Below are 18,068 nucleotides of genomic sequence, written 5' to 3'. Positions count from 1 at the left end.
GCAACACGAATCACTCGAGACAGGATGGGGCGAGGCGCGTGGCCGATGCACCTCGGGCGGCGTGGGAAGCCGTGCTCGCGACGCTCGTCGCCGAGCGCGGCGACGCTCTCGCGCGCTACGCCTACGTGCTGTGCGGCGATCGAGACGAAGCCGCCGATCTCGTGCAATCAGCGCTCGTGGCCACCTTCGGGCGCGTGCGCAACGGCTTCGAGATCGATCGCGCCGAGGCCTATGTGCGTCGCGCGATTGCGTCGGCGCACATCGACCGAGGGCGCAAGGCGAGTCGGTGGCGGTCGACGGCGCACCTGCACCTGGCCGAGCAGTCGATCGAGTCGCCGAGCGCACGCGTCGATCAGCGCATCGATCTCAGGGCTGAACTCGGCTCGCTGAGCCCGCGCGAACGCGCCTGCGTCGTGCTGCGGTACTACGGCGACCACAAGGTCGACGACATCGCGGCCGACCTCGGCATCAGCGCCGGCGCCGTGAAGCGCTACCTCAGCGACGGACTCGCGAAGCTGGCGCGGGCTCTCACCGAACCGGCAAGGGAGCACCATGTCTAGTCTCGACGACCTCGGGCGCGCACTGCGCGCCGATGCAGCAGCGAATGCCCCGCGGGCTGCCGACATCGATGTGGATGCGGTGGTTCGTGCGAGCCGTGCGCGGCGTCAGCCGCGCCAGTGGGCGCTCGGTGCGGTGGTGGTCGTCGCCGCGGCCGGCATCGGAGGAGCATCCATCGCCGCCGTGACCTCGCCGCCCGACCTGATTGCCGCCAGCGAAGCCGCAGATGAAGCCTCGGGCGACGACGTGTTCTCGCTCGAGAGCGACGGCGGCTCGCTGCCCGACTCGAGGGTGGCGCAGTACGACTGCCTGCAGCCGCTCGGCGATGTCATCGAGACATCGGCGCCGCTGACTCTCGAAGTTCGGTTCGCCCCCACGACGGTGATCGTCGACGGCGAGATCACGGGCGACGTGCGCATGCTCAACGTCGGCTCGTCGACCGTGCGCATCACTGCCGACATGTCACCGTTCGTGACCCTGTCGCAGAACGGACTCGTGCTGTGGCGCACGCCCTTGATCGGCAGCGCGGCCATCGACCGCCAACTCGCGCCCGGAGACAGCATCGACTTCGCGGTGCGGCTCGCGGCGGTCGTCTGCGACCCCGCTTCAGACGGCTGGCCACTCAACGCGAGCGGGTTGCAGATCGTCGCCCCGGGCGAATACGACCTGTCGGCGACGATCGGCGTGATGGTCGACGACGACGCGAGCCAGCAGCGTCTGACGTCGCCTCGGCAGACCGTGCGGCTCGAGTAGCTCGATCGAGAATCGACCCGCCCGCTGTTGGCCCTGCATGGCTAGAATCGCGGCACGGAGCGTCGAGTGCACTCGCGCGACCGACCCGAGAGCACGAGGGAGTCTGTCCATGGCGATTGGCGCACCGCGATCTTCCTCGCCGGGCCGCGCGCGACGCGCACTCTCAGCGTGGGCGGCGACCGCCGCGCTCGCGGCGGCGACATTGGTCATGGGTGCCGGCCCGGCGCACGCCGATCGCCCCCTCGATCTGGGCGGCGCCTACGTGCTCGATAGCGCGGGCGTGCTGGGGTCAAGCACGGCCCGGGTCGAGTCGGCGCTCGATGCGCTGTTCGATGCGAAGGGCGCACCACTGTTCGTGGTCATCGTCGACCGGTTCGAGGGCACCCTCGACGCCTCGGCGTGGGCCGACGAGACGGCCCAGCTCTCGGGACTCGGAGACCGCGATGCCCTGCTGGCGATCGCGATCGACGACCGTGAGTACGCGACCAGCGTCGGGGTCGATTTTCCGGCGACGGATGCTGAACTCGACGATGCGCTGTTCGACGCACTGATTCCTGCACTTCGTGACAGCCGCTGGGCTGACGGCATCGTCGCGTACGCAGACGCTCTGCGCGGGGGTGTGGGTGGCGCGACCAGCGGCGGCGGAATACCGATTCTTCCGATCGCTCTCGGGGTGGGCGGAGTCGGCGCTGCCTGGTTCTTCATCTCTCGCGCTCGGCGCAAGAAGAACCCGGTCATCGCCGACGTCGCCTCGCAATCGGTCGCCGAGCTCGACCAGACCGCGTCGCGACGCCTCGTGCAGCTCGATGACGCGCTCACGACGAGCGAGCAAGAACTGGGGTTCGCCGAGGCGCAGTTCGGCGAGGCGGCGACGGCCGGTTTCCGCTCGGCGTTGAACGAGGCGCGCGCGCTCGTCACCGCGGCGTTTCGCACCCGTCGAGAACTCGACGACGAGAACCCGAAGACCGACGAGCAGAAGCGCGAGGGCCTGCTGAGCATCGTGGCAGCGTGCGAGAAGGCCGACGAGCTGCTCGCAGCTCAAGAAGAAGCCTTCGACGCGCTGCGCGACGTCGAGCAAGATCTGCCCGCAGCGCTCGCCGCCGCTCGCAGTGAGCGCGAGGCGGCACCCGCGCTCATCGCTGACGCCGAAGCGATCGTCACTCGGCTGCGCACGCAGTATGCGCCTGCCGCGATCGCGAGCGTGGCCGACAGCCCCACGCAGGCGGCGAGGCTGCTCGAGCTTGCCGATGCAGAGCTCGCCGAAGCGGTCGAGAAGCAGCAGGCGGGGTCGACCGCCGAGGCGGCGATCGATGTGCGTGCGGCGCAGCTCGCCCTGACCCAGCTCGCCCAGTCGACCGCGGCCGCAGGGCGACTCGCCGCCGAGCTTGATGAAGCCCAGCAGGCCGTGCGGGCGCAGGCAGACGACCTGAGCTCTGGAGTCACCTCGGCGGCAGCGCTGCCGTCGACGCCTGAGCTGCAGAGCGCGGTCGCGAACGCGCGATCGACGCTCGCCGCGGCAGACGCGCGAGACCCGATCACCGCGCTCGGTGCCCTCGTGGCCGCCGACCGCGTGCTCGACGCCCAGCTGGCCGATGCGCGCGAGCTCTCAGAGCGCCGCGCGCGAGCAGAAGCAGCGCTCGAGCGCACGCTCGCCACCGGTCGCAGCCGCGTGCTGGGCGCGGCCGAATTCATCGCGTCGCACCGCGGTGCTGTGGGGGCCACCGCCCGCACGCGGCTCGCCGATGCCGAAGCGCAGCTGCAGGGCGCCGTCGAGCTGCGAGCATCAGACCCGCTCGCAGCGCTCGATGCGGCGCAGCGGGCCGCTGACCTCGCCGCGCAGGCGATGCAGGCCGCAGAACGCGATGTGCATGCTGCGACAGCTCCGAGCGGATTCATCGGTGGCTCCGGGGGTTCGCGATCGGCCATGGGCGGCTCTGGCGATGCTCTCATCGGCGGGCTCATCGGCGGGCTGGTCAGTGGCGGAGGCGGCTCACGCCCGCGGTTCGGCTCGAGCGGCGGCTCGGGAGGCACGACGAGCAGGCGCCCGTCGACCGGATCGTCGGGCGGCTCGCGCCGAGCATCCACACCGCGATCGACCGGCCGCCGCGGCGGCAGCGGCCGCTTCTGACCGGCGACACCCACGTTTCCATCCTGCAGAGAGAACCCTCGAGAGAAAGGCACCACCGCAATGTCAAAGCAGTCAATCTTCGGCCGGATCGCGCAGCTTGCGAAGGCCAACATCCATGCGCTGCTCGACGCGGCAGAAGACCCCGAGAAGATGCTCGACCAGATGGTGCGCGACTACACCTCGAGCATTCAAGAGGCTGAGGCGGCGATCGCGCAGACCATCGGCAACCTTCGACTGCTCGAGCAAGACCACGCCGAAGACGTGGCGTCGGCGCAAGACTGGGGCCGCAAGGCGGTCGCGGCCAGCGCCAAGGCTGATGAGCTGCGCGCGGCGGGCAACACCGCAGACGCCGACAAGTTCGACAATCTCGCGAAGGTGGCGCTCGGCAAGCAGCTGCAGGCCGAGAGCGAGGCGAAGGCGGTCGAGCCCACGATCACGAATCAGAACCAGATCGTCGAGCAGCTCAAGAGCGGCCTCGAGGCGATGAAGGGCAAGCTCGACCAGCTTCGCTCGCAGCGCGATCAGCTCATCGCCCGCGCCAAGATCGCTGATGCGCAGAACCAGGTGATCGACGCCGTCGGCAGCATCGACATCATGGACCCGACGAGCGAGCTGGGTCGCTTCGAAGAGAAGATCCGTCGTGAAGAGGCCAAGGTCATGGGTCGTCAAGAGCTCGCCGCATCGACTCTCGACGCGCAGTTCGAATCGCTCGAGAACGTCGGCGTCGAGATCGAGGTCGAGGCTCGCCTGGCCGCACTGAAGTCGGGCGGCGCGCAGCAGTCGATCGAGCAGTAGCACCCGGCATGACGCAGCCGGGGCGGAGCGCCGTCGTCGCGCCCGCCTCGGCTGCGGCTCGCACGCGGTGGTGGGGCGTCGACGCCGCCAGGGGTCTGGCCGTGCTCGGCATGATGGCGGCCCACGTGCTGCCCCGCGATGAGCTGCAGGGCGAGCTTCTCGTCGACGGTCGGCCCTCCGTGCTGTTCGCCGTCGTCGCCGGAGTCGCACTGGGTCTCGTGACGGGCGGCCCGAGCCCTCACCGTGAGCGTGCGGGCTCGGCACGCTTGCAGCTCGTCATCAGAGCGGCCCTGCTGGTCGGGCTCGGCCTGCTGCTGTGGATGCTCCCGAGCGGCATCGCGATCATCCTCGACTACTACGGGGTGATGTTCGTGCTCGTGATGCCCTTCTTGTTCTTGCGCCGCCGATGGCTCGCCATCGGGGCAGCACTGCTGCTCGTGGCCATGCCCCTGGTGCGAGACGCCGTGGTCGACGGCCGGTGGGGTGCCGTGCCCGACAGCGACCCCGCAGCGCGTGCGCTCGACTATCTGCTGACGGGGTACTACCCCGCTCTGCTGTGGCTTCCGCTGCTGCTCGCGGGTCTGCTCATCGCACGATGCGACCTCGGTGCCACCCGGGCACGAGTCACCGCACTGTCGCTGGGCGTCGCGGCCAGTCTCGTCGGCTATGGCAGCGCCGCGCTGGTGCCTGCCATCGACACGAGCGCGCATTCGGGCACCACGGCCGAGCTGCTCGGCTCAGGCGGCCTCGCGGTGGCGATCATCGCTGGGCTCACACTCGTGCTCGACCGCACGGCGACCCCTCGGGCGGTGCGCGTGCTCGCGACTCCATTCGTCGCGATCGGGCGTATTCCGCTGACGGTCTACACGGCTCACGTGCTCATCATCGCGAGTCTGGCCGCATTCGGCCCCGCAGGCCAATTCGAGTCGGCCGTGGGAATCTCGCTCTTCGCCGCACTGACGATCGCCGCCGCGCTCGTGGGATTACTGTGCATGAGAATGGGCTGGCGCGGGCCGCTCGAAGCACTCTTCTCTGTCGTGGCGGGTCTGCCCGGCCGACGCGTCGCGGCCAGCCCCGCGGTGCGACAATGAGCGCATGAGCAGTCAGTTCGTCGTCGTCGGGCAGTGGCAGGGGTCGGGGTCGTCTCGCGCGATGCGGTTGATCGAGGGGGCCGAGGCCATTCGACTCGAGCTGCCAGCCGCGGCCACAACGGTGGTCGACGTGCCGCTCGAGGCGGGAGACGCCGAGGGCACCCGCATTCTTCGCTACAGCTCGATCAGACTCGTGCGCGAACGGCTGCAGCAGAGGCTCGCCGAACTCGACGGCACGACGGTCATCATCGGGGGCGACTGCGGAGTGGAGTACGCGGGCATCGAGCACGCCGCCCGAGCGGGTCGCGTCGTGCTGCTGTGGGCCGACGCGCACGCTGACCTCAACTCTCCCGATTCCTCGCCGAGCGGGGCCTTCCACGGCATGGTGCTGCGCTCGATCATCGACGCAGGAATCGTCGCACCCGCTGACGTGGTGCTGGTCGGGGTTCGAGACCTCGACGATGCCGAAGCCGAGTTCATCGCAGCGCACGGGCTGCGCAGAGTGGCGCCGAGTGACGTCGGCAGCATCGTGACCGAACGCGCAGCAGCCGCGCGCGCCGACGGGGCAGAACCCGTGCTCTATGCCCACGTCGATCTCGATGTTCTCGACCCCGGTGTGTTCAGCGGCGTCGGCTTCGCCGTGCCCTTCGGTCTCGAGCTCTCAGAGCTCACCACCGCGATCGCGGCCGCCCGCGACGTGCTGCCGCTCGTCGGCGCCGGAGTCACCGAGTATGCGCCAGCAGGGCCGGCGAACGGCGGCGCAGACGATGGCCATGCTCTCGACAGCGCGTCAGACGACCTTTCGGTGATTCTGCGCATACTGGCGGTGCTCAGCGGGTAGCGAGCCGTCGGTCTGCGACAACTCGCTGCTGCGCGAGACCCCAGCGTGGCTACGCTGGCACGCATGAGTGACACCACTGCGATGCCCCGAGTGACGACCGAGCGAGACGGCCACGTGCTGCTCATCGGGCTGAATCGACCCGACAAGCGCAACGCCGCCGACGTCGCCATGCTCGAGCAGCTGTCGCTCGCCTACGGCGAGCTCGACCGCGACGACGATCTTCGCGTCGGCGTCGTCTTCGCGCACGGCGACCACTTCACCGCCGGGCTCGATCTCGCCGACGTCGCGCCGCGCATCGGGCCCGAGGGTCTCGCGATGGTGCCGGAAGGCGGTATTCACCCCTGGGGCATGGACGGCACGCGTGTGCGCAAGCCCGTCGTGCTCGCCGTGCAAGGAACCTGCTTGACGCTCGGCATCGAGCTCGCTCTCGCGAGCGACGTCGTCGTGGCAGCGGACGACACGGTCTTCGCGCAGCTCGAGGTCGCCCGCGCGATTCTGCCGTTCGGCGGGGCAACGACCCGCTTCGCCGGAGCGGCGGGGTGGGGTAATGCCATGAGATGGATGCTCACGGGAGACCGTTTCGACGCCGCCGAGGCGCATCGCATGGGAATCGTGCAAGAGGTCGTGCCGGCCGGCGAGCAGCTGCAGCGGGCGCGCGCCGTGGCGCAGCGCATCGCCGCGCAGGCGCCCCTCGCGGTGCAGGCGACGCTCGCGAACGCTCGACTGGCGGTGAGCGAGGGCGAGGCGGCTGCCGCGGCGCGCCTCCCGAGCGAACTGGTGCGACTCGCCCAGTCAGAAGACGCCCGCATCGGCATGCAGGCTTTTCTCACGCGCACTGAGCCGGAGTTCGTGGGACGGTAGCTCTATGCGCTCTCTCACCGCGACCGCGACGACAGACGGCACCACTGAAGACTCGTACGACCTCATCGTCATCGGCGCTGGAGCGGTCGGCGAGAACGTCGCCGATCGTGCCGTGCAGGGTGGGCTCGCGGTGCTCATCGTCGAAGGCGAGCTCGTCGGGGGCGAGTGCTCGTACTGGGCGTGCATGCCGTCGAAGGCGCTGCTGCGCGCCGCAACCGTGCTGCGTGCCGCGCACGCGGTGCCGGGGGCGCGAGCGGCCGTGGCGGGAGGCCTCGACGCCGCAGCCGTGCTCGCGAGCCGTGATGCTGTGGCGAGCGACTGGAACGATACGGGTCAGGTGCGCTGGCTGCAGAAGGCGGGCATTCAGCTCGCTCGGGGGCATGCCAGGCTGGCCGGTGAGCGCCGAGTCGTGATCACTCACGCCGACGGCACTGCTCGAGAGGTGACGGCTCGCCACGCTGTGGCGATCTGCACGGGCAGCAGCGCCTCGATACCGCCCGTCGACGGGCTGGTCGAGGCGGCACCGTGGACATCGCGCGAGATCACGAGCACTGAGAGCGTTCCCGATCGGCTCGCCATCATCGGCGGCGGCGTGGTCGGGTGCGAGATGGCCACGGCGTTCGTCTCGCTCGGCAGCGCCGTGACGCTCATCGCACGCGGCACGCTGCTCGCAGGGGTCGAGTCGTTCGCGGGTGACGCGGTGGCCGACCGACTGCGCGCCGACGGCGCCGAGGTGCTGCTCAACACTGACGTCGAGCGCGTCGACCGGCGCGACGACGGCACCGTCTCGATCCGTCTGCCCGGCGGGCGCACCATCGAGGTCGACGAGATCGTCGTCGCCACCGGGCGCGAGCCCGCCACGCACGACGTGGGGCTCGAGACGATCGGGCTCGAGTCCGGCACCTGGCTCGAGGTCGACGACACTCTGCGCGTGCGCGGCTACGACTGGCTCTACGCGGTCGGCGACGTCAACCATCGCGCTCTGCTCACGCATCAGGGCAAGTACCAAGCACGAGCCGCGGGTGACGTGATCGCGGCGCGCGCGAGCGGGGCATCCGTCGACGACTCCCCGTGGGGAGCGCACGTGGCAACCGCCGACCATGACGCGGTGCCGCAGGTCACCTTCACGTCGCCCGAGGTCGCGAGCATCGGCATGACGGCAGAGCAGGCCGAGCAGCGCGGCCTGCGCACTCGGGTCATCGACTACGAGCTCGGCTGGCTCGCGGGGGCCACCGTGCATGCCGACGACTACCGCGGCACGGCGCGCATGGTGGTCGACGACGATCGGCGCGTCATCGTCGGCTTCACGCTCGTCGGAGACGACGTGGCAGAGCTGCTGCACGCGGCGACGGTGGCGATCGTGGGCGAGGTGACGATCGAGCGACTGTGGCACGCCGTGCCCTCGTACCCCACCCTCAGCGAGGTGTGGCTGCGGCTGCTCGAGGGCTTCGGCCGGCCGTGAGCGCGACGCCTTCGCCGCAGAAGGGCCGGGCGGCGCGCGCAGTCGACCGACTTGCGCGCAACCGTGCGCTGCGCGCCGTCACCCTTCACCCGGTCGTCGCTCGACCGGGGTACTGGTTCGCGACGGCAGCCGGGGTGGCCTGGGGGGCGGTGCTGGGCGGGTTTCGTGTCTCGCGTCGAGGCGGGGTCATCGTGTGCGAAGGGCTGCCGCGCTGGGCCTTCGGGCGCGGCGGCACGACCATCGGCGCTGCCTACCTCACGCGCGACAACACGCGCGAGTCGGTGCTCGAGCATGAGGCGGTGCATCGTGCTCAGTGGCGCCGGTATGGTCTGGCCTTCATTCCCCTGTACCTCGCCGCCGGGCGAGATGCGCGCAGCAACCGGTTCGAGATCGAGGCGGGCCTCGAGAGGGGCGGGTACCGCTAGACGGCACTGCCGCTGATGGCGACGGAGCGCTAGTCTGCGGGAATGCGCCGATGGATGCTCGCCTCAGCCCTGACCGCCGTGCTCGCTCTCTCTGCCTGCACGCCAGAACCTGAACCCGGCGCGACGCCGAGCGCTTCACCGAGCGCGACCGTCTCAGCATCGGCGGCGCCGACGGCACCCGCGATCAGCCTGCCCGACTGCGACAGCATCTACTCCCCCGCCCTCGTGGCCGCCCTTGAGGCAGAGGGTCGCACCTCAGAGGGCGACGTGAGCGCGCTCGGCGGAGGCGGCTGGGGCACCTTCGATGTCGGGGTCGAGGCCATCCTCTCGGCGATACCCGAGGCCGTGCACTGCACCTGGATTCTGCCGGCGAGCGAGAGCGGGTCGACGACCTCGATCGCGATGCTCGATGACGCCTCTCGCACCGCCCTCGTCGCGGCCTTCGCCGGCGGCGGCTTCGTCGCCTCGACAGCACCGGGCGGCGACCTCTATTCGATCACTGTCGAAGAAGAGTTCATCACCTACACCGAGTCGCACCTGCTGACCGCCGAGGTGTGGATCGCGAGCGCCTACGCGTTCGGTGACGCGAGCACCCTCACGCTCGACGCCGCCGCACAACTGCTGTCCTGAGCGCTGACTACCACTGCGGCGGGTGCACGCGAGCGGTCGCCCGCGAGCGCTCCCACTGAGCGCCGAGAGCGAGCAGCGTCGCCTCGCCGCCGGGTCGACCGATCAGCTGCACGCCCATCGGAAGCCCAGGTTCGGCTGACGACGGGGGCGTGAGCCCCCCCGGCAACGTCAGCGCGGGCAGACCGGCCACGTTCACGAAGCTCGTGTACGGCGTGTATTGCACCTGCTGGGTGAAGTTGCGCTCAGGGTCGTCGGGGTCGTACCAGCCGAGGGGCCGGGGAGTCATCGCGAGTGCGGGGGTGACGACGGCGTCATAACGAGAGAGTTGTCGGATGACGCGACGTTCGAACCCGGAGAGCCAGGTGAGGGCCTCGGCGAGATCAGAGGCAGACAGGGCGCGACCGCGCTCGACGAGCCACGCGGTGAGCGGCTCGAGTGACGCGAGCTCGAGCGCGGTGCGCGCCGGAATCTGCGACGCCCCCGCCATCCAGACGGCTCGAAAGTGCCGCGCATAGTCGGGTTCGTCGTCGAGACTGAACTCTTCGATGCCGTGCCCGAGCGCGGCGAAACCGCCGACCGCCTCGTCGAGCGCGGCTCGCGCGGCGGGCGCGAGCGCGATGTCGACCGTCGACTGCCACGGCGAGCTCGTCGTCACGCCGAGCTGGAAGCGGCCCTCGCCTCGCACAGCTGCCCCGAGGAACGGGCCGCTGTGCGGGTGCGGCGCACCCGAGGCGAGCGGAGGGTCGACCGGCGCCCGCGTCGCGAAGGGCCAGGGCGCCGCCGACACGAGGGCGTCGAGCATCAGGGCGGCGTCGGCGACCGTGCGCGCCAACGGCCCTGCCACCACGAGCCCGGCGAGTGCTTCGAGGCCGCTGCCGGCCGGCACTCTGCCGCGAGACGGTTTGAGCCCGACCAGGCCGCATGCCGCGGCCGGAATACGAATGCTGCCTCCGCCGTCGCTGCCAGGAGCGATGGGCAGCAGCCCCGCGGCGACAGCGGCTGCGGCACCGCCGCTCGACCCCCCGGCGCCGCGCGAGAGGTCGTAGGGCGTGCGTGCGGGTGCAGACACCCGGCTCTCGGTGTACGACGGCAGGCCGAATTCGGGCGCCGCGCTGGCACCCAGACTGATGGCACCCGCCGCATCGAGATGACGCACGAGCTCATCGCTCTCGGTGGGCACGTGATCGGCGAACAGTCGAGAGCCGAAAGTCGTGCGCTGGCCGGCCCGCCGCACAAGCTCTTTGTCGGCGATCGGAATGCCCCACAGCGGTGCGGTCGGTGCGACCAGCTCGGTGAGTGCGTCAGCTCGAGCGAGCGCACGGTCGGCGTCGATCACCGTCAGAGCACCCAGTTCGGGGTTCAGCCTGTCAATGCGGGCGAGGTAGTGCTCGACGAGTTCGCGGGGTGAGATCTGCCCGCTGTGCAGCCACTGCCACTGCTCGAGCGCAGTCAAGTGATGGAGTTCGAACACCCTCACGAGCCTACGGCGCGGTGCACCCGCATATCGTTTCGGCAACGAAGGCACATCGATCGCTCTCTGCGACCCCAAATCACGGTTGAGTGCGGTTCTCGACTGCTAGATTCGCGCCCGACGCTACTGTCGTGACCTCTAGAGGAGCACCATGTTCGCCCAGCGAGTTCTCGTCGGCACCGCCGCCATCGCCCTGGTCGTCGGCCTGTCTGCCTGCGCGGCAGAAGAAGAGCCCGTGGCAGAAGAGCCCACCCCTGAGCCCACCCCGAGCGCGGTCGAGACCACCGAGCCCGACCCGGGGCCGCTCACCTTCACCATGCCGGCCGACTGCACGACGATCATGCCGCAATCGCGCCTCGACTCGTTCGCCTCGCAGAACCTCGAGCTGCTCGGCGGGCCGGGCAGCGTGTACGGCGACGACTACTTCTTCGACCCCACCCCCGAGCAGATGGTGGGCGGCATCAGCTGCGTCTACGCCGAAGACGGCCTCGACCTCTCGAGCCTGCTCGTGAGCGTCGCGCCTCTCAACGCCTCGACCCGGGCCGGAGTCGTGAACGACCTGGCAGCCCAAGGCCTCAACGAAGCGACGACCGCCGACGGCGCCATCACCTACAGCCAGTTCGGCGACGAGTCTGTGGCGCCCGCGATCTACAACATCATTCGCAACGACAGCTGGATCTCGGTGATCAGCGCCTTCGGTGGCCAGGTCTTCTACAACGAGGCCGTGTCGATCGCCGACGACGTCGCAGGTCAGGTCTACCAGTAGCAGCGCGCGGCGCTATCGGCGCCGCGTGAGCGACTTCTGCATCATCACGACGCCGAGCCATCGGCCGAACTTGAAACCCACCCGACCCATCGAGCCGGTCGTCGTGAAGCCGAACTTCTCGTGGAGCGCGATCGAGGCGTCAGCACCCCGGTCGGCGATCACCGCGATGACCTCTTTGACTCCTGCGGCCTTCGAACGCTCGAGCAGTTCGCGCATGAGCTCGCGGCCGATGCCCTTGCCGGTCGATGCCGGCCCGAGGTAGATCGAGTTCTCGACCGTGAACCGATAGGCGGCCTTCTCCTTCCACGGGTACACATAGGCGAAGCCCAGAATCACGCCGTTGGGCGAGACCGCCACCAAAAAGGGGTAGCCGAGTTCGCGCACCCGCGCGTACTTCGCGCGCAGGGCGCGAAGGCTCCACGGCGACTCGTCGAAGGTGACCGTCGAGTTCGCCACGTAGTGGTTGTAGATCTCGCGCACATCGGGCAGGTCTCGCTCGACTGCCTCGCGCACGGTGAACGAAAACGGTGTCTCGGCATCGACCTGCCGACGCGCGTGCCGGGGAGGGCGCCGTCGCTGCAGGTACTCCTCTTCGAGCATCCACCCCCCTCTCGCGTCGTCGGCAGCCTGCCCGCTGATCGGCGCCAGTCTACGTCGGCAGGCGCCAGTCGATGGGGGCATGCCCGAGGGCGGCCAAGTGAGCATTGGCGCGGCTGAACGGGCGCGAGCCGAAGAACCCGTTGCGGGCCGACAAGGGGCTGGGATGCGCGCTCGCGATCACCGGAACACTGCCGAGCAGCGGCGCGGCCGACTGGGCGTCTCGACCCCAGAGCACCGCGACGAGCGGCCCTCCGCGCTCGGCGAGCGCTTCGACGGCGCGACCCGTCACGGCCTCCCACCCTCGACCCCGGTGCGAACCCGAAACACCCGACTGCACGGTGAGCACGCGGTTGAGCAGCATGACGCCCTGATCGGCCCAGGGGCTCAGATCACCGTGCTCAGGGGTCTCGATGCCGAGATCGTCACGCAACTCGCGGTAGATGTTGGCCAGGCTGCGCGGAATCGGCCGCACCGCGCGGTCGACGGCGAAGCTCAAGCCGATCGGGTGGCCGGGGGTCGGGTAGGGGTCTTGGCCGAGAATGAGCACTCGCACGCTCGCGAGCGGAGCCGTGAAGGCGCGCAGCACGTTCGGCCCCGCGGGCAGGTACGGGCGACCGTGCGAGACTTCGGCGCGCAACCAGTCGCCGAGCTCGGCGATGCGCGGCTCGACAGGCTCGAGCGCGGCAGCCCAGTCGGGGGCGACCAGCTCGCTCAAGGGTCTTCGCTGCGACATGACAGCACGGTACCCCGCGGCGCGCTAGCATCACGGCATGACCGAGCCCACGATGGCCTCACGCCTGCGCGGCGCCTCCGGCGCCATCACCATGTCGCTCGTCGGCTACCTCTTCTTCGTCGAGTTCGTCAGCGGCGTGCTGCAGGGCTACTACGTGCCCCTCATCAGCGACCTCGTCGACTACCTCGGCATTCGCGACGCCGACTTCAACTGGTTCGAAGCCGCCCAACTGCTGCTCAGCGCGCTCGTCGTGCCGATACTGGCCAAGCTCGGCGACATGATCGGGCACAAGAAGGTGCTCTTGCTCTCGACCCTGCTGACCGCCGGGGCGAGCTGGTGGCTCGTCTTCGCCGACTCGTTCTGGGTCTTTCTCGCCGCCTGGGCCCTGCAGGGCTTCTATGTCGTGTGGCTGCCGCTCGAAGTGGCCCTGATCTTCGACCGCGGCAGACGCACCGGCACGGGGGCCTCGCAGACCCGCCGCGCGGCCGGGCTGCTGGTCGTCGGCCTCGAGGCGGGCGCGATCGTCGGCGCACTCGGCGGCGCTCGAGTATTCGCGGCGTTCAACGGCGACATCGCGCTCACCCTGACGATTCCGGCCATCGCCGTGAGCGTGGCCTTCTTCGTCATTCTGTTCGGCGTGCCCGAGTCTGAACCCGTCACCGGCCGACGGCTCGACACCTTCGGTTTCGTGCTGCTCACGATCGCGCTCTTGACGATCACCTCGGGGCTCACCTTCTTGCGCGTCAACGGCCCCGAGACCTGGTGGGTCTACGCACTCATGCTCGTCGGCCTCGCCCTGCTCTACCCCTTCGGCCGCTGGGTGCTCAAGCACCCCGACCCCGCGATCGACCTTCGGGTCATGCGCCAGCCGACGATGTGGCCGGTGCTGCTCACTGCAGGACTCGTCGGCGTGAGCCTGCTCGGCGCTCAAGCTCCGCTCAGCACCTTCGCCGGCACCGATCCGATCAACGGATTCGGGCTCGGACTCGACGCCACCGATCGCTCGTACATCATCGGCGCATACCTCGTCGCCATGATCATCGGCGCCCTGCTGTTTCCGCTCGCCTCGCGCCGCACGACGCCGCGCATCACCCTCATCGGGGCGACCTTCATCGTCGCCACCGGCTACCTGCTCTTTCTCGTCAACAACGACACGGCGGTCGGGGTCACCATCAACATGGTCATCGCCGGCATCGGCTCAGGAGCCCTCGTCGCGGCCCTGCCGGCCGCCGCAGCCGCTGCGGCACCGATCGGCCAGACCGGCATCGCCACGGGCCTCACGAACACGACCAAGACCATCGGCGGTGCGTTCGCGAGCGCCATCTTCGCAGTCGTGCTGGCATTCTCCGCCGGGCAAGCCATCACCGAGACCGCGTCGAGCCTGCTCGGCTACATGATCGTGTTCGCCATCTGCGGCGGCACGGCGCTCGTCGCCGCCGTCGCCCTCTTCTTCGTGCCGAAGCTCGCCTTCAGCGACGCCGCCGTCGACGAGGGCGTGCAGCCGAACACGACGGTGCTGTAGCCGCCCTAGCCCTCGCGCACCGCGAGCGGCTCGCGCACGATCTTGTGCTGCGCAGCCTGCGCCACCGGGCGCACCGTGATCTCGTCGAGGTTGACGTGAGGGGGCGACTCGAGCGCGGCCACAATGATGGCGGCGATGTCGTCGGCGACGAGGGGATGCTCGACCCCCGCATACAGCGCGTCGACCTTCTCGGTGTCGCCGCCGAACCGGTTGAGCGAGAACTCATCAGTCTTGACCATGCCCGGCGCCACCTGCATGACGCGCACAGGCTCGCCCGCCAGCTCGAGACGCAGAGCCCCCATCATGCCGCGCAGAGCGAACTTCGAGGCGTTGTACCCGCCGCCGCCCTCGTAGGCGATCTGACCCGCGGTCGACGTGACTGCAAGAATGTCGCCCACCCCGCGGTCGAGGGCGCCGGCCCGCAGGGCGGGCAGCAGCGCGCTGATGACCCGCTGGGCGGCGAGCACGTTGACGTCGAACATGCGCATCCAGTCGCGGGCGTCGGCCGTGGCGACCGGGTCGGCGCCGAACGCGCCGCCCGCGTTGCTCACGATGGCATGAATCGGCCCCGTCGCGGCGATGTGCTCGCGCAGGGCATCCACCGCGGCGTCGTCGGTGAGGTCGGCCACCACCACCTCGCACCCCGTCTCATCGGCGAGCGCCGCCAAGCGCTCAGCGCGACGCGCGACGGCGACCACGCTCCAGCCGTGCTCACGCAACAGGCGCACGGTGGCCGCGCCGATGCCCGAACTGGCGCCCGTGACCACCGCTCGCAGGTCGACGCTCGTCGTTCGGTTGAGAGGGGTTGCATCAGTGCTCATGCCGCCACGGTACCGGCGACTAGCCTGAAGTGGTGACGACACCTGCTGCCGCCGCGCCAGCGGCCCGCGTCGCTTTCTGGGACAACGCGCGGTTCATCGCCATCGCCCTCGTCGTCATCGGGCACGCCATTCAGCGCCTCACTGCCGACAGCGACGCGGCGATGGCCGTCTACCTGATCATCTACTCGTTCCACATGCCTCTCTTCGCCATTGCGAGCGGCTGGTTCTCGACGTCAGATCCGCCCGACAACGTCGCACTGCAGCGCCTCATCTCGGGCATCGTGATTCCGTATCTGATCTTCGACACGATCTGGACGATCGTGCGCTGGCTCGTGCAGGGCTCGGCGAGCCTCAACCCGACCACCGCGTCGTGGACGCTCTGGTTTCTGCTCGCTCTCGCCCTCTTCCGCCTCGTGCTGCCCTACCTGGCGCGATTGCGCGAACCCGTGCTCTGGGTCGTCGTCTTGGTCGCCGGAATCGGCGTAGCCTACTGGCCGAACGTCGACAACACCTTCTCGCTCGCGCGCGCGCTCGGCCTGCTTCCGTTCTTCGTGCTCGGCTGGAGAGCTCGCGCGTGGGGGCTCGGCGACCTCTGGCTCGGCGGGCACCGCTGGAGCGCCCGGCTCGACGGAGCACCGCGCACGATACTGCGCGTCGCGGCTGCGGCCCTTCTCATCGCCTGGTCTGCCGTCATCGTCGTCGGCATCGACCACTGGCGTGCGGTCGACCTGCGGTTGTGGCTGTTCTACACCGAGCACTATGACGCCCTCGACGCACCCCAGTGGTGGGCGGGCGCGATTCGTCTGGGGCTGCTCGTGCTCACCACGGCGCTCTGCGCTGCGGTACTGGTGCTGACGCCTCGACGCACCACAGCCCTGACCTCACTCGGCACAGCAACTCTCTACGTCTACCTGCTGCACACCTTCGCCCTCTACCCGATCAGAGAGTCGGGGCTGCTCGGCGGTGAGAACTCGACATGGCCGTGGCTCGTTGGCATGATCGTGCTGGCTCTCGTGATCGCCGTGGTGCTGTCGACCCCGATCGTGCGACGAGTCGCGCGGCCGCTCGTCGAGCCGAGGGTCGAGTGGCTGTTTCGCCGCGAGCGCTGAGCGGGCATCCGTCGGCGATCGCAGGCTGCTGCGTTACGGCGCGTGACGACCGCCGTTGACCCGCCAGCACGGGCGACGTACCGTCGAGGCGACCCACCCGCGACGCAAGGAGCCCTCATGGCCGGCAACTACCAGTTCGAGACACTGCAGATTCACGCGGGAGCCCAGCCCGACCCCGTGACGAATGCCCGCGCGACCCCGGTGTACCGAACGACGGCATACGTGTTCAACGACGCCGAGCACGCGAAGAACCTGTTCGCGCTCGCTGAGTTCGGCAACATCTACACGCGCATCCAGAACCCCACGCAAGACGTGGCCGAGCAGCGCATCGCCGCTCTCGAGGGAGGCTCGGCGGCCCTGCTGCTCGCGTCGGGGCAGTCGGCGACGACCTATGCGGTGCTGAACATCGCCCAGGCGGGCGATCACATCGTGTCGTCGTCGTCGATCTACGGCGGCACCTACAACCTGTTCACCTACACGCTCGCGAAGCTCGGCATCGAGGTCACGTTCGTCGAGAACCAAGACGACGCTGACGAGTGGCGAGCCGCCATCCGCCCGAACACCAAGCTGCTGTTCGCCGAGACGGTCGGAAACCCGAAGATCAACATTCTCGACATCGAGAAGGTCGCCGAGGTCGCGCACGGCGCGGGGCTTCCGCTCATCGTCGACAACACGATCGCGACGCCCTTCCTCATCAGGCCCCTCGAGCACGGTGCCGACATCGTCGTGCACTCGGCCACCAAGTTTCTCGGCGGGCACGGCACCGTCATGGGCGGCTTCATCGTCGACGGCGGAAAGTTCGCCTGGTCTGAGCACGTCGACAAGTTTCCGGGGCTCACCGAGCCCGACCCCTCGTATCACGGCGCGAGCTACACGGGAGTGCTGGGCGACGCGATCGCCTACATCATCAAGGCCCGCGTGCAGCTGCTGCGCGACATCGGCGCTGCCGTCTCGCCCGACAACGCCTGGCAGATCATCCAGGGCATCGAGACCTTGAGCCTGCGCGTCGAGCGCCACGTGCAGAACGCGACCTCCGTGGCGCACTGGCTCGAGGCGCACCCCGATGTCGCCTCGGTCAGCTACAGCGGCCTGCCGTCGAGCCCGTGGCACAGCCACGCGCAGAAGTACGCACCGCGCGGCGTCGGGGCGGTGCTGTCGTTCGAGCTCAAGGGCGGGGTCGACGCCGGCCGGGCGCTCGTCGACTCGGTGCAGCTGTTCAGCCACGTCGCCAACATCGGCGACGTGCGCAGCCTCATCATCCACCCCGCATCCACGACCCACTCGCAGCTCACTCCCGAGCAGCAGCTGACCACCGGCGTGACGCCCGGACTGGTGCGGCTGTCTGTCGGTCTTGAGAACGTCGACGACATCATCGCCGATCTCGAAGAGGGCTTCGCGGCGGCGCGCGCCGTCATCGCCGCCAACGCCGCCTGAGTCGAGGGCCCTTGCTGCAGCATCCGTGACCCCCGCCGTCATACGGCGGGGGTCACGTGCATCCTGCG

General features: G+C 69.5%; 18 protein-coding genes. 14 read left to right on the top strand and 4 right to left on the bottom strand.

All coding sequences use genetic code 11. The features are described from left to right. Positions 1–38: 38 nt before the first annotated feature. The 10 genes from KIT89_RS01455 to KIT89_RS01410 all read left to right on the top strand — a co-directional run bounded on the left by KIT89_RS01455 (position 39) and on the right by KIT89_RS01410 (position 9,544). Positions 39–560, top strand: coding sequence for a sigma-70 family RNA polymerase sigma factor (locus tag KIT89_RS01455; RefSeq protein ID WP_297602695.1), 522 nt, complete (start codon positions 39–41; stop codon positions 558–560). Further along, entirely contained in the window at positions 553–1,311 is a 759-nt protein-coding gene (locus KIT89_RS01450) for a hypothetical protein (RefSeq protein ID WP_297602694.1), read from the top strand. Before KIT89_RS01455 ends, KIT89_RS01450 begins: the two co-directional genes overlap by 8 nt. A gap of 109 nt (positions 1,312–1,420) precedes the next feature. Continuing rightward, a complete protein-coding gene (locus KIT89_RS01445) occupies positions 1,421–3,439 on the top strand; it encodes a TPM domain-containing protein (RefSeq protein WP_297602693.1) in 2,019 nt (672 codons plus the stop codon). Between the two features lie 60 nt (positions 3,440–3,499). Next, positions 3,500–4,234: a PspA/IM30 family protein gene (locus tag KIT89_RS01440; RefSeq protein ID WP_297602692.1), complete on the top strand. Its 735-nt coding sequence runs from the start codon at positions 3,500–3,502 to the stop codon at positions 4,232–4,234. A gap of 8 nt (positions 4,235–4,242) precedes the next feature. Continuing rightward, the gene (locus KIT89_RS01435) at positions 4,243–5,325 is read left to right on the top strand and encodes a heparan-alpha-glucosaminide N-acetyltransferase domain-containing protein (RefSeq protein ID WP_297602691.1); all 1,083 of its coding nucleotides are present in this window, start codon (positions 4,243–4,245) and stop codon (positions 5,323–5,325) included. A 4-nt stretch (positions 5,326–5,329) separates the two neighbouring features. Further along, on the top strand, positions 5,330–6,166 hold the full coding sequence (locus KIT89_RS01430) for an arginase family protein (protein ID WP_297602689.1): 837 nt from the start codon (positions 5,330–5,332) through the stop codon (positions 6,164–6,166). Between the two features lie 63 nt (positions 6,167–6,229). Next, positions 6,230–7,027, top strand: a complete 798-nt coding sequence (locus tag KIT89_RS01425) for a crotonase/enoyl-CoA hydratase family protein (protein ID WP_297602688.1) — start codon at positions 6,230–6,232, stop codon at positions 7,025–7,027. 4 nt (positions 7,028–7,031) lie between these two features. Next, positions 7,032–8,489, top strand: coding sequence for an NAD(P)/FAD-dependent oxidoreductase (locus tag KIT89_RS01420; protein ID WP_297602686.1), 1,458 nt, complete (start codon positions 7,032–7,034; stop codon positions 8,487–8,489). Continuing rightward, entirely contained in the window at positions 8,486–8,914 is a 429-nt protein-coding gene (locus KIT89_RS01415; RefSeq protein WP_367275879.1) for a hypothetical protein, read from the top strand. Before KIT89_RS01420 ends, KIT89_RS01415 begins: the two co-directional genes overlap by 4 nt. A gap of 42 nt (positions 8,915–8,956) precedes the next feature. Further along, positions 8,957–9,544, top strand: a complete 588-nt coding sequence (locus KIT89_RS01410; RefSeq protein ID WP_297602684.1) for a hypothetical protein — start codon at positions 8,957–8,959, stop codon at positions 9,542–9,544. Between the two features lie 7 nt (positions 9,545–9,551). Here the strand turns inward: KIT89_RS01410 and KIT89_RS01405 are convergent, their stop codons facing one another. Beyond that, a complete protein-coding gene (locus KIT89_RS01405) occupies positions 9,552–11,015 on the bottom strand; it encodes an amidase (RefSeq protein WP_297602682.1) in 1,464 nt (487 codons plus the stop codon). 151 nt (positions 11,016–11,166) lie between these two features. Between KIT89_RS01405 and KIT89_RS01400 the strand changes: the two genes are divergently transcribed. Continuing rightward, on the top strand, positions 11,167–11,781 hold the full coding sequence (locus KIT89_RS01400) for a hypothetical protein (RefSeq protein WP_297602681.1): 615 nt from the start codon (positions 11,167–11,169) through the stop codon (positions 11,779–11,781). A gap of 12 nt (positions 11,782–11,793) precedes the next feature. On the opposite strand, the gene KIT89_RS01395 is transcribed toward KIT89_RS01400, so the two are convergent. Continuing rightward, complete coding sequence (locus KIT89_RS01395; RefSeq protein WP_297602680.1) at positions 11,794–12,381, bottom strand: GNAT family N-acetyltransferase; 588 nt, start codon at positions 12,379–12,381, stop codon at positions 11,794–11,796. Positions 12,382–12,430: 49 nt separating this feature from the next. Then, on the bottom strand, positions 12,431–13,114 hold the full coding sequence (locus tag KIT89_RS01390) for a uracil-DNA glycosylase (protein ID WP_297602679.1): 684 nt from the start codon (positions 13,112–13,114) through the stop codon (positions 12,431–12,433). Positions 13,115–13,151: 37 nt separating this feature from the next. Here KIT89_RS01390 and KIT89_RS01385 point away from each other — a divergent pair, with 37 nt between their 5' ends. Next, positions 13,152–14,636 (top strand): MFS transporter, encoded by a 1,485-nt coding sequence (locus tag KIT89_RS01385; RefSeq protein WP_297602678.1) that lies wholly within the window; start codon positions 13,152–13,154, stop codon positions 14,634–14,636. 5 nt (positions 14,637–14,641) lie between these two features. Here KIT89_RS01385 and KIT89_RS01380 read toward each other — a convergent pair whose 3' ends face one another. Next, positions 14,642–15,457, bottom strand: coding sequence for an SDR family oxidoreductase (locus KIT89_RS01380; protein ID WP_297602677.1), 816 nt, complete (start codon positions 15,455–15,457; stop codon positions 14,642–14,644). Between the two features lie 32 nt (positions 15,458–15,489). Between KIT89_RS01380 and KIT89_RS01375 the strand changes: the two genes are divergently transcribed. Further along, positions 15,490–16,566 carry an acyltransferase family protein gene (locus tag KIT89_RS01375; RefSeq protein ID WP_297602675.1) on the top strand — a complete coding sequence of 359 codons (1,077 nt, stop codon included), beginning with the start codon at positions 15,490–15,492 and terminating at the stop codon, positions 16,564–16,566. 117 nt (positions 16,567–16,683) lie between these two features. Continuing rightward, entirely contained in the window at positions 16,684–18,000 is a 1,317-nt protein-coding gene (locus KIT89_RS01370; protein WP_297603874.1) for a bifunctional o-acetylhomoserine/o-acetylserine sulfhydrylase, read from the top strand. The last annotated feature ends 68 nt before the right edge of the window (positions 18,001–18,068 follow it).

The organism is Microcella sp., from assembly GCF_025808395.1.
Classification (GTDB): Bacteria; Actinomycetota; Actinomycetes; order Actinomycetales; family Microbacteriaceae; genus Microcella.
Note: the sequence above shows the minus strand (reverse complement) of the source record. Positions and strands in the feature narration are given on the sequence as shown.

What these genes read in the sequence shown, in the direction of transcription:
- KIT89_RS01450 (WP_297602694.1), top strand. Translation starts at nt 553, where the DNA reads ATGTCTAGTCTCGACGACCTCGGGCGCGCACTGCGCGCCGATGCAGCA.
- KIT89_RS01445 (WP_297602693.1), top strand. Translation starts at nt 1,421, where the DNA reads ATGGCGATTGGCGCACCGCGATCTTCCTCGCCGGGCCGCGCGCGACGC.
- KIT89_RS01440 (WP_297602692.1), top strand. Translation starts at nt 3,500, where the DNA reads ATGTCAAAGCAGTCAATCTTCGGCCGGATCGCGCAGCTTGCGAAGGCC.
- KIT89_RS01435 (WP_297602691.1), top strand. Translation starts at nt 4,243, where the DNA reads ATGACGCAGCCGGGGCGGAGCGCCGTCGTCGCGCCCGCCTCGGCTGCG.
- KIT89_RS01430 (WP_297602689.1), top strand. Translation starts at nt 5,330, where the DNA reads ATGAGCAGTCAGTTCGTCGTCGTCGGGCAGTGGCAGGGGTCGGGGTCG.
- KIT89_RS01425 (WP_297602688.1), top strand. Translation starts at nt 6,230, where the DNA reads ATGAGTGACACCACTGCGATGCCCCGAGTGACGACCGAGCGAGACGGC.
- KIT89_RS01420 (WP_297602686.1), top strand. Translation starts at nt 7,032, where the DNA reads ATGCGCTCTCTCACCGCGACCGCGACGACAGACGGCACCACTGAAGAC.
- KIT89_RS01410 (WP_297602684.1), top strand. Translation starts at nt 8,957, where the DNA reads ATGCGCCGATGGATGCTCGCCTCAGCCCTGACCGCCGTGCTCGCTCTC.
- KIT89_RS01400 (WP_297602681.1), top strand. Translation starts at nt 11,167, where the DNA reads ATGTTCGCCCAGCGAGTTCTCGTCGGCACCGCCGCCATCGCCCTGGTC.
- KIT89_RS01395 (WP_297602680.1), bottom strand. Translation starts at nt 12,381, where the DNA reads ATGCTCGAAGAGGAGTACCTGCAGCGACGGCGCCCTCCCCGGCACGCG.
- KIT89_RS01390 (WP_297602679.1), bottom strand. Translation starts at nt 13,114, where the DNA reads ATGTCGCAGCGAAGACCCTTGAGCGAGCTGGTCGCCCCCGACTGGGCT.
- KIT89_RS01385 (WP_297602678.1), top strand. Translation starts at nt 13,152, where the DNA reads ATGACCGAGCCCACGATGGCCTCACGCCTGCGCGGCGCCTCCGGCGCC.
- KIT89_RS01380 (WP_297602677.1), bottom strand. Translation starts at nt 15,457, where the DNA reads ATGAGCACTGATGCAACCCCTCTCAACCGAACGACGAGCGTCGACCTG.
- KIT89_RS01370 (WP_297603874.1), top strand. Translation starts at nt 16,684, where the DNA reads ATGGCCGGCAACTACCAGTTCGAGACACTGCAGATTCACGCGGGAGCC.